This window comes from Maribacter sp. MS6 (assembly GCF_056839185.1).
This window is the reverse complement of sequence record NZ_CM166389.1, coordinates 2090867-2107381: the sequence shown is the minus strand read 5'-3', so window position 1 is coordinate 2107381 and position 16515 is coordinate 2090867. Positions and strand designations below refer to the sequence as shown.

Genomic DNA, 16515 nt, shown 5'->3' with positions numbered 1-16515 from the left:
TTAAAAGTCAAAGTTTATAAAAACATAAGTAATGCGTGAAAAACACATTATTTAACATTAACCAATAAAAAATGAAAAATCCAATTTTAATCGTAATGCTGTTGTTCGCGACAGTCATCACCTTCGCCCAATCGGCTGAAGAGTATTTCAAACCCTTGAAATTTAGAAATATAGGTCCTTTTAGAGGGGGCCGTTCGGTAACGGCATCCGGAGTGGTTGGAGATCCAATGACCTACTATATGGGAACAACCGGAGGTGGCTTATGGAAAACTAAAGATGCTGGGCAGCGATGGAATAATATTTCAGATGGTTATTTTGAAATGGGTTCGGTGGGCGCTGTGGCCGTTTCTACCTTAAATACCAATATTGTTTATGTGGGTATGGGCGAGCATGCGCCAAGAGGGGTGATGAGTTCCTATGGAGATGGAGTCTACAAATCTACCGATGCGGGGCAAACCTGGAAGCATATGGGGCTTACAGAAACACAGCATATTTCTCGCGTTATTATTCATCCGACCAATCCTGACATTGTATATGTTGCCGCTCAAGGACAATTGTATGGTCCTAATAAGGAACGTGGTGTATATAAATCTACGGATGGTGGAAAAACTTGGAAGAATACCCTTTTTGTAAATGAATTGACAGGTGTCGCTGAACTATCTATGGATGCTAATTATCCTGAAATTATGTATGCAGCCATGTGGGAACACCAACGCCTACCAAATATGGTCGTAAGTGGTGGCGAAGGAAGCGGGTTGTATAAATCTACCGATGCTGGCGAGACTTGGACAGAGATGACCGAAGGTCTTCCCGAAGAAAAGGGAAAAATGGCGATTTCTGTGAGTCCGGCGAATTCAAATAAGGTATACGCGTTAATTGAAAGTGATAGTAATCAAGATAAAGGTGGACTTTTCGTGTCTAACGATGCCGGAAAGACTTGGAATATGGTCAGTGGAGACAATCGCCTTGTGCAACGGGCATGGTATTATATAGAAGTGTTTACAGATCCTAAGGACGAAAATATTGTTTACGTGCTGAGTGCTCCAGCCCTACGCTCTTTGGATGGCGGAAAGACGTGGGAAGTTGTTGATGCGCCACATGGAGACACCCATGATTTATGGATTAATCCTTCCAATTCAAAAAATATGATCCTTGCAGATGATGGTGGCGCAGGAGTTACTTTTGATTTTGGGGAAACATGGTCTTCACAAGTGAATATGCCTACCGGACAATTTTACCGTATCAATACAGATAATCTTTTCCCATATAATATTTATGCGGGGCAACAGGATTATTCTTCAGCCATGGTTGCCAATATGTCCGTTGGAAGTAGAGGCATTACAATGTCCGATTTTAGTCCGTCTGCTGGTGGCGAAAGTGCTTTTTTGGCCTTTGATCCTGATAATCCTAGATACGTGATGGGCGGTAGTTATTTGGGTACTATTGATGTTCTGGATATGGAATCGAAAGCATCTACCCAAGTAATGGCGGCGCCTATTCAATATCTGGGAAGGGAAGCACGCAATATGAAATATCTCTATAATTGGAATGCCCCTACCTTGAAATCACAACACGAACCCGACACCTATTATCATGGGGCACAACTTTTATTACGCACCCGTGATATGGGTGTTACTTGGGAAGAAATGTCCCCCGACCTTACGCGTGATATCGATGCCAAACAAGGTAACGGTGGTGGTCCGTATACCAACGAAGCTGTAGGAGCAGAAAACTATGGAACACTTGCTTACGTGTTGGAATCTCCGCATGAAGCAGGAGTTTTTTATACAGGTAGCGACGATGGTTTTGTACATATCACAAAAGACAACGGAGTGACCTGGCAGAATATTACGCCTAAGAATTTAGGGGAATCGTTGGTGAATGCTATTGAGGTTTCACCGCATGATACCGCAACGGTTTATATAGCTACGACAAAATATAAATTTAACGACCATACACCAGCAATCTATAAAAGTACGGACTACGGCAAAACATGGGCTAGCATCAATACCGGAATACCAGACGGCGCTTTTACCAGAGTAGTTCGGGAAGACCCAATTCGGAAAGACCTGCTGTATGCAGGTACCGAAAAAGGATTATACCTTTCTTGGAACGGTGGGAAAAGTTGGAAACCGTTTCAGCTCAATCTTCCTAAAACACCAATTACAGATATAAAGATAAATCATGGGAACCTGATTATAGCAACTTCAGGTAGGGCCTTTTGGATATTGGACGATGTTTCCATGCTGGCAAAATATGATGCTACGAAGAAAGGGATGAAATTATACCAGCCCAATGACGCCATGAATGGTTCTTGGGGTAGTCCTATGAGTGGAAATACAGATAAATTTGACGGAACAAATACGCTCTCGGGAGTGAACCCTGCAAACGGGATGGTCATTTATTATGAACTTACTAAGCTAAAGGATTCTACCGAAATCACCATGGATATTTTAGATGCCTCTGGGAATTTGGTTCGTAGTTTTTCTTCTGAAAAAGACAAAGAGTACATTCCTCATAATGGGGGTGGGCCAAGACCGGCTCCAACACTGCCGAAGAAAGAAGGTTTAAATAGGTTTGTGTGGAATATGCAAACACCGATTCTTCCAGGAATTCCAAGTACCTACATAGAATCGCGCTTTGGTGGCCATGTGGTACCTCCAGGAACGTATACCATCCGTTTAAAAGCTGGTGCGGAAACTATGTCAAGTGAAGGCAAAATTGTAGCGATGCCAACGTACAGGACTACGCCAGAGCAGTATGCGGAATATCATTCGTTCATGACTGAAATGGAAGGTCGTGTTACAGAAATGCACACCATGGTAAATACCCTGTTTAAAGTTCAAACGCAACTTAAAAAAGTGCTGGCAGAGGTAAAGGACCCGACTGTTAAGGCAGAAGGTGAAAAGCTATTGGAACAATTGGATACTTGGGACAACGATATGATTCAACGAAAGTCACAAGCATATGATGATGTAGAGAATTTTCCAAATAAATTTACGGCTGAATATTTGTTCTTGGTCGATGCAACCAACAGTACAATTCCTAGGGTAAATCAGGGGTCTAAAGAACGTAAAATTGAATTGGATGCGCAATGGAATGGCCTAAAAAGTAAAGCAAGCACTTTTATGAAAACCACCATACCAGAATTCAACACGAAGTTGTGGAATGCTGGAATTGGTGCTATTCGGTATTAAAAGTTGGCAGAGGGAAGAAGTTAGCTTTTTTAAAATAGATATTTCCGATTGTCAAAAAGACCTTAGATTTGATTTTTGTTTTGAATCCTCCTATGGCGGAAAGACTTGATACTTTTTAATGACAGAATATTACAATTATATAAAAGCCCTGCACCTCATTTTTGTAATCACGTGGTTCGCTGGGCTTTTTTATATACCTCGGTTGTTTATTTATCATATTGAAGCTTGGCAAAAACCCTCGCCGGATAAGGAAATCCTTTCAGAACAATTAAAATTAATGACCAAGCGGCTCTGGTATATTATAACATGGCCCTCTGCAGTTTTGGCTACCATCTTTGCTATTTGGCTTTTGATTTTGCAACCAGTCTGGCTACAACAATCATGGATGCATATAAAATTAGCTTTTGTTCTGTTATTGATTGCATATCATTTACGTAACCACGTCATATTTAAAAAATTCCAAAATGATGAGATAGCATACACTTCCAATTACATGCGAATTTGGAATGAAGGCGCAACCCTAATTCTCTTTGCCGTGGTATTTTTGGTCATTTTAAAAAGTACCTTCAACTGGATTTTTGGTGTTTTGGGCATTATCGTTTTGGGAGTTTTATTGATGATAGGGATAAAACTATACAAACGGATTCGTAAAAAAAACCCTAAGGCTTAATGTGTATTTTGCTCATAGATAACGATGACTTACTTGTCTACTAGTTATTGAAATACATGTAGTCGCTAATTATAGCTTAGTTAATTATGAGACATTTTTTCACTATACTAATTGGTTTATTTTATGTTACAATAACTGCACAGCACTTGAATGTCAATGCTTTGACTCCAAAACCGATTGATAGTTTGTTGGTGAACAAAAAGGTTGATTCTATTATAACAAATGGTATAAAAAACCATGCCTTTCCGGGAGCACAGGTTTTGGTGGCACAACAAGGAGCAGTAATCTTTCATCAGTCTTATGGGTTTCATACATACGATAGTCTTCAGCCCGTGGCCTTGAACGATATATATGACCTGGCTTCCGTAACTAAAATTTTAGGTCCGCTACCTGCGCTCATGAAATTAGTGGATCAAGGCAAGTTAGATTTAGACCTGCCGTTTAGCAACTACTGGAAACCGTGGAGGAGAATTAAAGATAAACGTAACCTTACCCTTCGGGAAATACTGGCGCATCAGGCCGGATTAAAGCCCTACATCGTATTTTTGACCAAGATTCTTAAGAAAGACGGGCGACTCAAAAAGCGATTTATCAAATCAAATAAAAGAAAGGGCTTTGCTAGGGAAGCGTATCCAGGGATTTACGTAAAAAACAGATTCAATAGAAAAATGTACCGGATGATAAATAGATCTAAGGTATCCGAAGACAAAACATATGTGTATTCCGGACTAACCTTTCTTATTTTTCCAGAATTGATAACACAATTAACCGGTCAATCCTTTGAACGCTATATAGAAGACAGGTTTTACAAACCAATAGGTGCAAATACCTTAGGGTTTTTGCCCATGTCCAAAAACTTTTCAAATGCTATTGTACCAACAGAAATGGATACCCTGTACAGGCATGACTTGACTAAGGCTTGGGTACACGATGAAAATGCCTCACTTTTGGGTGGTGTATCAGGAAACGCCGGACTCTTTGGGTCGGCTCAGGATTTGGCTAAAATGATGCAATTTTATGTGCAAAATGGAAGTTTCGGGGGCAAACAGTTAGTTTCTCAAGAAGTACTGAAGGAGTTCACAAGCGTACAATTTCCGGAAAATGAAAATAGAAGAGGCCTTGGATTTGACAAACCATTATTAAACAACCAAGAACTAAGATTGGAAGATGCTTACCCTGCACCGGAAGTGAGCCCCCAAAGCTTTGGACATAGCGGATTTACGGGAACCTTTGTTTGGGCAGACCCGGAAAACCAATTGGTATATATTTTTTTTTCAAACAGGGTCTATCCAACAAGGGAGAATAGAAATTTGTATACCTTGAATATACGTTCTGCCGTTCAACAAGTGTTTTATAAAGCACTTGAGCAAAATAAAATGTCCGATACATTGGAACGGCCTTAAATAAGTAAGGCATAAGTTTTTATTGGTATCTTTAAACTTCAAAATAAACTAATGGGATTACTTGTTTTTTACGCTATTATATCAATCTTTTTTTCTTTTTTGTGTTCTATTCTAGAAGCTGTTCTTCTTAGCATAACCCCAACTTTTGTCAATGTCAAAAAAAGAGAGGGAAAAGCCTATGCAGTTACTTTGGAAGAACTTAAAAAGGATGTAGACAAGCCGTTAATCGCCATTCTTACGGTAAATACCATTGCACATACCGTTGGCGCAATTTTAGTAGGTGTACAGGCCAAGGTGGCCTACGTAGAGTTATATGGGTCCTCCCAAAGTTCATTGTTCGGAATTCCATTTTCAGAGGAGCTTATGGTGGGTATCGTCTCCACAATCATGACAATCTTAATTTTAGTAGCCTCTGAAATTATCCCCAAAACCATTGGAGCCACCTATTGGAGACAATTGGCCAACTTTACGGCCAAAGCACTAAAGGTTCTGGTACTGGCTTTAAAGTATACAGGCTTACTTTGGATTTTACAACTCTTTACCAAATTGGTAGGCGGGAAAGGGCATCACGGCAGCGTGTTAAGCCGAGAGGATTTTACGGTAATGACAGATATGGCACATGAAGAAGGGGTTTTTGAAAAATCGGAGTCTACGATTATTAAAAATCTATTACGGTTCGATGAAGTGCTTGCTAAAGATGTGATGACACCACGAGCGGTTGTAAAGATAGCCTCAGATGCAATTTCTATTCAACAGTTTTTTGAAGAGAATCCAAAACTTCGTTTTTCTAGAATTCCGATTTTTAATGGGAAGGTAGATAATATCACAGGGTTTGTGTTAAAAGATAATGTGTACGAGGAAATTATAAATAAGAATGGAAATAAACCTTTAGCTGAATTACGAAGAGATATATTGATTACACGCCGCAATACACCTATTCCCAAACTGTTTGATACCTTCATAGCGGAAAGAGTTCATATTGCTTTGGTGGTGGACGAGTACGGATCGGTTGCCGGACTGGTAACTATGGAGGATATTATTGAGACTTTACTGGGGCTAGAAATTATGGATGAAAGCGATAACATTGCCGATCTTCAAGTCTTAGCACGCAAGAATTGGGAGAACCGCGCCAAACAAGCGGGCATAATAGACAATACCGTTGAGACACCGAAAGAAGAGTAATTGTAGGTAGTATGGAGGAAGCGTTCATAAAAACACCACTTGGTGTTGCTAAAGTAACCGGCGATGCTTTGGGAGTATCTTCTATCTCGGTCTTGAACACCGATGAAGTCATCACCCAGATTGTTCCAGAGGTTTTGGAAGATGCGGTTTATCAACTCAACGAATATTTTGAAGGCAAACGCACCGACTTTGATTTACTTCTCAATCCTACTGGAACCGATTTTCAGCAAAGGGTTTGGAAGGGCTTGTTGGAAATCCCCTATGGTAAAACGGTCTCCTATCTGCAACTATCAAAAACCTTAGGCGATGCAAAGGCGATTAGAGCTGTCGCAGCGGCCAACGGTAAAAATCCACTTTGGATTGTAGTACCGTGCCACAGGGTTATTGGAAGTGATGGTTCACTTACCGGCTATGCAGGAGGATTATCACGGAAAAAATGGCTTTTAGAACACGAAAGCCCTGCAAAACAACAGTCCCTTTTTTAGATTTTACCGACCGGCTAGTCTGTGCGACTGCCGTAATAAAGAATCAAGCCTTAAAGACGGTAGTTCATCGATTGTTTCTAACCTGCTAGCATCGCTTTTCCATTAGATAACTTTGGGGTCATAGAACAAAATAGACCGATAGGTCGGTACTGTGGTTTTTATCAAAAAGCTTAAGCATATCTCCTCTTATAGCGCAACAGGCTTGTTATTTAGTTTGCATTTCCTTGAATCGTTCCATATAATAAGTAATCTTAGTACAAAAGATTACTAAAGTTTGCTGCGATTGCACTTCGTTTTGGTTGGTTGGATTCTTGCCATATCAAATTATTGTTATAATTTAAAAGCTATAATTCTAGCCTATGCTTTACAAAATCAACTTAGAGTATATTCTTTTCCTAGACATAGAAACGGTTCCGCAACATCAGGATTTTGGTGCTATCGATGCAGAAACAAAAGAACTTTGGGCACAAAAATCGAACTACCACCGTAAAGATGGACTTACGCCCGAGGAATTTTATGACCGTGCTGGGATCTGGGCAGAGTTCGGTAAAATTGTTTGTATATCCGTCGGCTATTTTAAACTGGATGGAGAAACCAAATCATTTAGAGTAACGACCTTTAAAGGTGAAGAATCAGTACTGCTTCAAGACTTTAAGGAACTTTTAGAAAATCATTTTGGTTTGGCAAAACACATGCTATGTGCACATAATGGTAAGGAGTTTGATTTTCCTTATATCGCAAGGCGAATGATTGTAAATAGTATTTCCTTACCTTATCACTTAGATTTGTTTGGTAAGAAGCCCTGGGAGGTCAACCATCTGGATACGATGGATCTCTGGAAATTTGGAGACTATAAAAATTATACCTCTTTAAAGTTATTAGCTAATGTACTGGGTATTGCCTCTCCAAAAGAAGACATAGATGGTAGTATGGTACGTGATGTATATTACAAGGATAATGATTTAAACAGAATAGCACGGTATTGCGAGCTGGATGTAATTACCACGGCACAAGTGTTTCTTAGACTACGAAACGAGCCACTTTTAACCGAAGCGGAAATTAAAAGAATTGATAACTAACTACTGATAGAAATACCTGGAATCTGGGTAATTTTAGCAATCTAAGTATATCAAAGGTGGTTGAATTTTTTTTACCTTATATTGTTTTATTAATACGCTACTTCCAGCAACAACTTATCGTTATGAAAATAAACAGTAAATACCTGTCGTTTGCCTTAGTTTTAGTTTCTCACTTTTTTGCGTTTGCGCAAAGTACCTCAGATGCACAACCTATTTTTATAGATGGCGAAGCACAGCTAGTTCCTGCTTTTGAGGACGCTAGTACATGGCTACGTCACGATTTGTGGGTGGAGACTGATTTTGATAGCGACTCCGATGGGAAACCAGATCGTATGCACGTCAGCGTGACCCGACCGGAACAAACAGAGACTGAAAAATTAAAACTTCCAATTATTTATGTTACGAGTCCCTATTTTGCTGGTGTGGCACCTTTCGTAGATGGACTTTTTTGGAACGTGAAGCACGAACTGGGTGCTACTACAAACCCTCGTGTACATGCAGCCGTGACACGTACAGGTAATCGCCCAATAATTTCAAATTCGCATATTAAAAAATGGGTGCCTAGAGGGTATATCGTAGTGCATTCATCTTCGCCCGGAACGGGCTTGTCCCAAGGAGCACCTACCGTTGGTGGAGACAATGAGTCACTTGCGCCAAAAGCGGTGATAGACTGGCTCTGCGGTCGTGCAAAAGGATATACCGAGCCGAATGGTGGTGAGGAAGTTACGGCATTCTGGTCTACAGGAAAAGTGGGTATGACGGGAACATCCTACAACGGAACACTTCCCTTGGCGGCCGCGACTACCGGAGTAGAAGGTCTGGAGGCTATTATACCCATTGCCCCAAATACATCCTACTATCACTATTACAGATCCAATGGTTTGGTGCGCTCTCCGGGCGGTTATTTAGGGGAAGATATAGACGTACTTTATGATTTTATCCATAGCGGGGCCGAATCCAAGCGCGCAAGTAATAATGCAAGGGTACGGGATACCGAAATGAAAAATGGTATGGATAGGATTACTGGAGATTACAACGATTTTTGGGCAGGTAGGGATTATTTAAACGACATAGAACCTATGAAGGCCGCTTTATTGATGTCACATGGTTTTAACGATTGGAACGTTATGCCTGAGCATAGCTATAGAATTTACAAGGCAGCCAAGGAAAAAGGGATTCCCAGTCAGATATATTACCATCAAAACGGACATGGAGGTCCTCCACCTATGAAATTGATGAACCGCTGGTTTACCCGCTACTTACATGGTATAGCAAATGGCGTAGAAAACGATGCGAAAGCGTGGATCGTTCGGGAAGATGATACACAGGAAAACCCTACTTCGTATGCGGATTACCCAAACCCAGATGCAGAAAACATCACCCTTTATTTGAGAGCTGGCGCGCCAGGACAAGGGCAATTACTTTTGAACAAATCGGTTACTAAAACCAGCGAAACCTTAGTTGATAACTATTCTTTTTCCGGTGAAACATTGGCCAAGGCCGAAATTACCGAACACAGGTTAATGTACGTTACGCCTAAATTAGACAAGGACCTTCATATCTCGGGAACTCCGAAAGTGAGTGTTACCCTAGCAAGCAATAAGCCCGCGGCGAATCTTTCCGTTTGGTTGGTGTCTCTTCCTTGGAATGATGGTAAAAATGCGAAAATTACAGATAACATCATTACCAGAGGATGGGCAGATCCACAAAACTATAGATCGCTATCAAAAAGTAAACCGCTAGTACCCGGTAAGTCCTATACGGTTTCTTTTGAGCTGATGCCAGACGACCAGATTATCCCAAAAGGGCAACAGATAGGTCTCCTCATTTTTTCCAGTGACAGGGAGTTTACCTTATGGCCAGAACCGGGAACGGAGTTGACTATAGATTTGGATAAAACCAGCCTTACGATTCCTGTTGTAGGTGGTAAGGAAGCTTTTGAGAAAGGTCTGGACTGAAACTGTATAAAAAACATATGTGTGTTGTGCTAATGAATGTTTATGCTGAGCAAAACTTCGATGGGTAAGTATCATTTATGTTTAAAACAAAATACATACAGTTTATTCTTTGGCCGAGTGCAGCTCAATCATATAGGTTAAAATACCTCAAATTAGGATGGCTTTTTTTTGTTTCCGTTTTCATGCTAAGCCTTACAAAGGTAACTGCGCAAGAATTGCACAAAAAGCTTGGTACTGCAGCTCCTGAGAAGGTATACCTGCAACTTGGTTCAAGTCATTTTGCAACGGATGAAACCATTTGGTTTAAAGCAGTCGTACTAGATGCACAAAATCATCTTCCTTCCCACAAAAGTGGAGTATTGTATGTTGATTTGATTAATTCCACCGGACAAATAGTATCCCACAAAACGATCAAACTAAGCGAAGGTTTAGCCAACAGCGCTTTTGAGCTACAGCTACATCCTAGGCTAGCAGCTGGTACTTATCTCATACGAGCTTACACCCAATGGAACCGGAATTTTGGTGAGGATTTTACATTTAATGCCTCTGTTCATATTTATTCAGGAGAAAGCGAAAATTCTAATTTGTTTTTAGATAAAGTTTCATTAATGGAACAAGAGCAAGGTCAATTTATACTAAAAAGTCCTATTTTGGAAACAAGTTCAACGGAGAGCTTCCCAGAACAGTTGATAGTAACCTTGGCTTGGAAGGATGGCAGGGATACACTCAGCTTAAAATGGGATAAAGACCACTATCCTTTGGATTACATTATTCCTAAAGGCGTTGATTGGATAACACTGAGTTTGAACAATGACGGATTTCAAAGCTCGAGAACCTTACTTATGGCCACTGCAAGGCCAGATGTACAGGTTTTTCCAGAAAGCGGAAAACTGGTACACGGCATTGAGAACAAATTAGGTTTTAAGGCTGTTGGTAGGGATGGTAAAGGTGTGATGGTGCAAGGTGAAATTCAAGATATGTCCGGAAATACCATTGTTCCTATATTGAGCAATCGCCTAGGAATGGGAACGGTTGTGTTTACTCCAGATAGCACCGAGCAGTATGTATTAAAAGCTTTCATTCCAGAACATGGAGATGTTATTTTTGGCTATGACTTACCCAAACCGGTGGCTAGGGGAAGTGTTCTTTCCATAGAACAAAGAAATGATAAAATAGGTTTAAAAGTGATTTCCAATGAACTACAAGATGTTACCGTTAAAGTAAGTTGTAGGGGAGTAGATTATTTTTCGATTGAAGGCCCTTTGCACAATGGATATTTACTTAAAGACTTGATATCTTATGATTTACCGGAAGGAATTTTGGTCTTTACCCTATTTGATAAGTTTGATAATCCTATTGCGGAACGCTTATTTTATAACGAAGTTATGGATAAGAAAACAGCTATTGTTTTAAGTACGGATAAACCCAGTTACCAAGTAAGGGAAAAAGTCCAACTTGACATCAAAATTAAGCAACGTGATAACACATCGCTAGTTCATGACATGTCTGTTTTGGTTATCAATAAACAGCATTGGAACCAAGGTAAACATGGTACGATAAGGTCTTATTTTTTACTGGATTCTGAGCTGCGTGGCGAAATAGAGGATATTGATTATTATTTTAACCCCGAGAATCCTGATCGGTTTGAGGATATGGAGGCTCTTTTGTTGACCCAAGGCTGGCGTAATTATAAGTTTCCCGTAAAGCGGGATGGTGACAGACTTTTTTTGCCCGAAAAAGGATTGTCCCTTAAGGGCAGTATAGGTTCCACTTCACCAAAGAAAACAAGTGTAAGCGATGTGGATGTAACCTTGGGAACATTTGGACAAGAGGCTAAGGTGTATATGCAGGAGGTAGATACCATAGGACGTTTTGAGTTTTTACTGGATGACCTTTATGGCGAACCTATAAAACTACTCCTTAGCACTCGAAACCGGAAAGATGGAGAGAATCGGTATAAAATAACCTTGGATAGGACTAACGTGCTAAAAATGAATCCTGCTTTCTTGTCGGGAAAAAATAAAACGACCCACGCTTCTCGTGCATTAATCGCCGCAAAAAAATGGCGAGACAAGGCAAATATAATTTTCGACTCTCTTTATGGAGTTACCCAATTAGATGAGGTGGTTGTAGATGGCTATCGCATAACGCCTGAACGTGCAGCGGCTTATAAACAGTACGGTGAGCCTGATGTTGTTATTACGGGGGATGCTATCCGGGAAAAAGAAAAAGAATGGTCTTTTGGCTTGTATAGTGTGCTTATGGCCAATTATTCCGATGAAATTACCATAGAGCAGTTTTCGGATGGGTTTGCAATGGCGCATATTAATGCAGGAAGTGAACCTACTTTAATTGCAGTAAACGGCAGACTAATTACCAGAGGTGAGTATAGTACCGTGCCCGGCATGGATGTAAGTATTGTAGAAAGCTTAGAATTGATAAAGTATGCTAAAAGTTTTAAGTCCCAATATTTGACCGTTTTTCCAGAAACCGATGTTTTGGAAGCTCCAAATTTAGGCCATATCATTTCCATTTACACAAAAGGTGGTGTAGGTATGTCGGCAACCGAAAGGCAACCGTCCGGAAGCCTAAATTATATGTTAGATGTATTTTCTCCTTTAAAGGAATTTTATGCTCCAAATTATGACAAACCTATTCTAAAAGGTCAAGACAAACCAGATTTGAGAACTCTGATTTATTGGCAGCCTAGTATTACAATAGGTTCTGACCCTACAACTATTACTTTTCATAATGGGGATGCTGTTGGTGATTATAGTGTTTTGGTTGAAACTATAGCTTCCGATGGCAGCCTTGGCTATCAAAATCTCTCTTATAAGATTACTGATCAATAGAATAGTAATCATGAACAGGGTTGTTCCGAGAACAGTATATTTTAAGTAAAACCAGAGTTGAAACCATTGTATTTCAACAAGTCTCAAATTCATGGGACACGTTTTTTGAGATTCCTTATTTTTCATTTAGAAATCTACACAGTTGCTTAGAACTGCCTCTGTAAAACGGAGTAAGTGCAAGCAAAAAGTTAAATACCCTTTAATGATGTTAATTTAAGGGTAACATACATCTAAACTTACAAACCACACGTATAACCTAAGAACATTTTTACGAGCAAACTTCTCATATGAAACTTGAAAACAAAATGATTAAAAGAGTACAGGAATCTAACTTAGCGTTAGATGCGCAAGGTTCCAAAGGAATTATTGGTAATATCAAGAACTTCTTTGCAACGGCAAACGCTTGGGGCGTTTTCGTTTTGGGTAGCACCTTCGTATTAATGATAGGCGCGGCGTATCTCGTTTTTATTTTACAGAACGATTTTACACAGTTTAGACTAGACCGTAGGGCTTCCACCTTTGGGTTCATTTTTATGGCTATCGCATCTAGTTTGTTTCTTTACAAGGCCTTGTTCTTTTTGTACACTTTGGTGCGCTATTTCATGTATAAGCCTATTGCCTCGGTATCTGATGATGAACTGCCAACCGTTACTGTAATCGTTCCCGCTTATAACGAAGGAAAACAGGTTTGGGCAACATTAAAGAGTTTGGCAGAGAGTGATTTTCCACAAGAAAAATTACAGTTACTATCCATAGATGATGGCAGTAAGGACGATACCTGGAAATGGATGCAAGAGGCCAAAAAGCAATTGGGAGATCGGGTCTCTATTTGCCAACAACCAAAAAATATGGGAAAACGTCATGCGTTATATCGTGGATTTAACGAAGGTACAGGAGAAGTTTTTGTAACCGTGGATAGCGATTCCATAGTAAAGAAAGATACGCTCCGTAATTTGGTTAGTCCGTTTGTAACCAATAAAAAATGTGGCGCCGTTGCAGGGAATATTCGTGTATTGAACAACGAAAAGGCACTATTGCCCAAGATGTTGGATGTGAGTTTTGTACTTAGTTTTGAATTTGTGCGTTCCGCGGAAAGTAGCTTAAATTCCGTATTATGTACACCAGGTGCTTTGGCGGCCTACCGTAGCGAGGCTGTTTTTGCCTGTCTTCCGGAATGGATTAACCAAACTTTTATGGGTCAAGCGTCAGATATTGGTGAGGATAGAGCGATGACCAATATGATTTTAAGGCAAGGATATCACGTCCTGTTCCAAAGAAACGCTTATGCGTATACCAATGTGCCAGAGCAGTATCAAGGGTTGTATAAAATGTTCATTAGATGGGGCAGAAGTAATGTTCGGGAGAACATTCAAATGTCTAAATATGTATTCACTAATTTCAGGGAAGGTTCAAAAGTAGGTACGCGGTTATTGTTTTTCAGTCAGGCTACAAAAATTATCATGAGCTACCCCTTCATGTTCTTTATGTTATTTTTTGTGTTGACACATCCGTTACTTTTCCTAAGTTCAACCTTTTTGAGTATTCTAGTGCTATCAACATTCCCTGTACTTTTCTATGCAAAACGGTATAGTTTGGCCGAATCGTTCTGGGCATACTCCTACAGCGTTTTGTTTACGTTCGGGCTGTTTTGGATTACGCCGTACGCCATAGCTACCGCAAGTAAAAGAGGGTGGTTGACAAGGGGATAAGAAAATAAAACATACATTGATTAGTGTAATTGGAATAGAAAACCAGCGGTGTCAGATCAGGATACAGCTGGTTTTTTGTTTGAAACTTCTAGTGGGACCACAAGCAACTTACGTGATAATTTTATAACGCTTGTTGGGGAGTTTAAACCTTAGGCAGCTTATCAACAAGCAATACTGCAATCAAACATTTTTTACCGCTAAAGGTTGATTTATGATTTATTATTGTTTGCTCTCTAAATCTCTTTCAAACTGATTGTGTATGGCCAATATGGTCAACCCAAAAATAACCGCGAAAACAATTAAAACGGTATTCACTAGTCCATCTACCGAAAAGGATATCCGGATGAGAATGGTAGAAATAACAAACCCCGAGTTTCGGATTACCTTATGGTACTTGTCCGTATAGAAAAAGGAGACTAAGAGCAGTAATACATCTACAACAATGAGCACTGTAAAAAACTCATCAAAAAAGATATTATTGATGTTTTTTAGTTCCTTTAAACTACCGTCATTATCCATAAATTCAAGATAGCCCCATTTACCGAACGTATACATGGCCAAACCTAGTAAAAGCGGCACCAAAATCACAGCGGTTACCTTTTTGAAGGTAACAAACTTATCCATGGCAATCCCAAGTGAGGATATATTGGGGTGTAAAATCTTTCGACTCTTGTTTAAACGGTAAAACCAGTATAGTAGATAGAATAGCATTACCGAGGCGAGGATGTCGTAGGTAAATTGTAAGTCGTCCTTGATGGTAAACCAGTCGGTACTCAGTTCAAGGTTTGCCAAATCTTTGAACAATCTTCTAATGATAATTAGACTAATGATTTCGTATTGCTTACTGATGTAAGTGGTTATAGATCGGGGCAAATAGTACACCAAAAGGTATACCTCGTAAACTAAAATAAAGGAGAATGGTGTGTATACTGCGGCAATAGGACTACCTAGTAAAGGACTCTCCGGGTTTAAGAATAGGAACAATTCAGAAAAATAAATAAATAACAGGTGTACTACAAAACTGGCAATGGCAAGTATTAATATAACGCGTTCGATAGCTTTTTTTGAACTTTCGGACAAAAAGAGCCTTTCCAGTTGATTTAAACGCGTTTGAATTACAGCCATACTTAAAGTTAGCCAATAATTGCAGAATTAAATCTTTTGTTCAGGTTTTAAGGAACATGGAGGAGGTTTTGAAAGGTATTCCTTGGGATATTGGTCAACAAAAGTATAGTTGGTTTTGCATTCGACGGGAAGACGAAGGAGCTATCTCAATTTTTATTTGATAATTCATAACCTTCCCAACCCCAAGATGGTTTTGGCTTGTCTATTTCTGTAGTTAAATCAAAGGATACGGAGAAAAAACGTTCTGTACCTATACGTCTTAGATTGTAGGTAAATGCTTTTTCATCAAGGGTAATCCACCATACATTATTGGCTGCTGCGGGAATTATAGCAGCCGTTTGTTCATCCGCTGGAAAAACGGCTAGATCTGGGAGACCACTATTACTGGTCGTTCCGCCGTACATGGTCACTTTGTCCGATGTTCCGTCTTCATGCCTATGGTCGTGCTTTAGTGCTATCCTACCGTTTTTGTATTTTAAAACCCATGTTCTACTGCGGTTGTCGCCCACATTAAAGGGAATCAAAATTTCATCTTTATTACATGAGAGCACATGCATTACCAAGCGTTTACCGTAAAAATCGTCTCCGGCTGGTGCGTCCATTATTTTTCCTTCAAAGGCCTTGCCGCAATGGCTTTTTAAACTATCCCAGAATTGTTTGGCTCCTGTCGTATCAACTGGTGTTGGATTATCAAATCTAGAAGTTTCGTGCAAAACTTCTGTAATACTAGTTTTTGAGGTACCAAAGGCCATTAAAACAAGACCAACAACAAGTATGGAAAGAGATTTTTTCATGACTTAATAATGCTTTTTTTAAATGTAATCAAATGATTTATAGGTTTGGGATAATAGTATT

At 39.8% G+C, this 16515-nt stretch carries 11 protein-coding genes; 9 read left to right on the top strand and 2 right to left on the bottom strand.

The window, feature by feature from the left end; translation table 11 throughout:
• Positions 1-71 precede the first annotated feature (71 nt).
• From MS6x_RS09295 to MS6x_RS09255, 9 genes are all read left to right on the top strand, one after another.
• Positions 72-3197, top strand: a complete 3126-nt coding sequence (locus tag MS6x_RS09295) for a VPS10 domain-containing protein (RefSeq protein WP_482607004.1) — start codon at positions 72-74, stop codon at positions 3195-3197.
• 118 nt (positions 3198-3315) lie between these two features.
• Positions 3316-3867 (top strand): CopD family protein, encoded by a 552-nt coding sequence (locus MS6x_RS09290; RefSeq protein WP_482607003.1) that lies wholly within the window; start codon positions 3316-3318, stop codon positions 3865-3867.
• 86 nt (positions 3868-3953) lie between these two features.
• The gene (locus MS6x_RS09285; protein ID WP_482607002.1) at positions 3954-5270 is read left to right on the top strand and encodes a serine hydrolase domain-containing protein; all 1317 of its coding nucleotides are present in this window, start codon (positions 3954-3956) and stop codon (positions 5268-5270) included.
• 51 nt (positions 5271-5321) lie between these two features.
• Complete coding sequence (locus MS6x_RS09280) at positions 5322-6452, top strand: CNNM domain-containing protein (protein WP_482607001.1); 1131 nt, start codon at positions 5322-5324, stop codon at positions 6450-6452.
• 11 nt (positions 6453-6463) lie between these two features.
• Complete coding sequence (locus MS6x_RS09275; protein WP_482607000.1) at positions 6464-6937, top strand: methylated-DNA--[protein]-cysteine S-methyltransferase; 474 nt, start codon at positions 6464-6466, stop codon at positions 6935-6937.
• Positions 6938-7296: 359 nt separating this feature from the next.
• Positions 7297-8016, top strand: coding sequence for a 3'-5' exonuclease (locus MS6x_RS09270; protein ID WP_482606999.1), 720 nt, complete (start codon positions 7297-7299; stop codon positions 8014-8016).
• Between the two features lie 122 nt (positions 8017-8138).
• The gene (locus MS6x_RS09265) at positions 8139-9974 is read left to right on the top strand and encodes a Xaa-Pro dipeptidyl-peptidase (RefSeq protein WP_482606998.1); all 1836 of its coding nucleotides are present in this window, start codon (positions 8139-8141) and stop codon (positions 9972-9974) included.
• 77 nt (positions 9975-10051) lie between these two features.
• Positions 10052-12826 (top strand): hypothetical protein, encoded by a 2775-nt coding sequence (locus MS6x_RS09260; RefSeq protein ID WP_482606997.1) that lies wholly within the window; start codon positions 10052-10054, stop codon positions 12824-12826.
• 305 nt (positions 12827-13131) lie between these two features.
• Positions 13132-14535 carry a glycosyltransferase family 2 protein gene (locus MS6x_RS09255; protein ID WP_482606996.1) on the top strand — a complete coding sequence of 468 codons (1404 nt, stop codon included), beginning with the start codon at positions 13132-13134 and terminating at the stop codon, positions 14533-14535.
• Between the two features lie 219 nt (positions 14536-14754).
• Here MS6x_RS09255 and MS6x_RS09250 read toward each other — a convergent pair whose 3' ends face one another.
• Entirely contained in the window at positions 14755-15660 is a 906-nt protein-coding gene (locus tag MS6x_RS09250; RefSeq protein WP_482606995.1) for a hypothetical protein, read from the bottom strand.
• Between the two features lie 146 nt (positions 15661-15806).
• Positions 15807-16454: a hypothetical protein gene (locus MS6x_RS09245; RefSeq protein WP_482606994.1), complete on the bottom strand. Its 648-nt coding sequence runs from the start codon at positions 16452-16454 to the stop codon at positions 15807-15809.
• Positions 16455-16515: the final 61 nt, after the last annotated feature.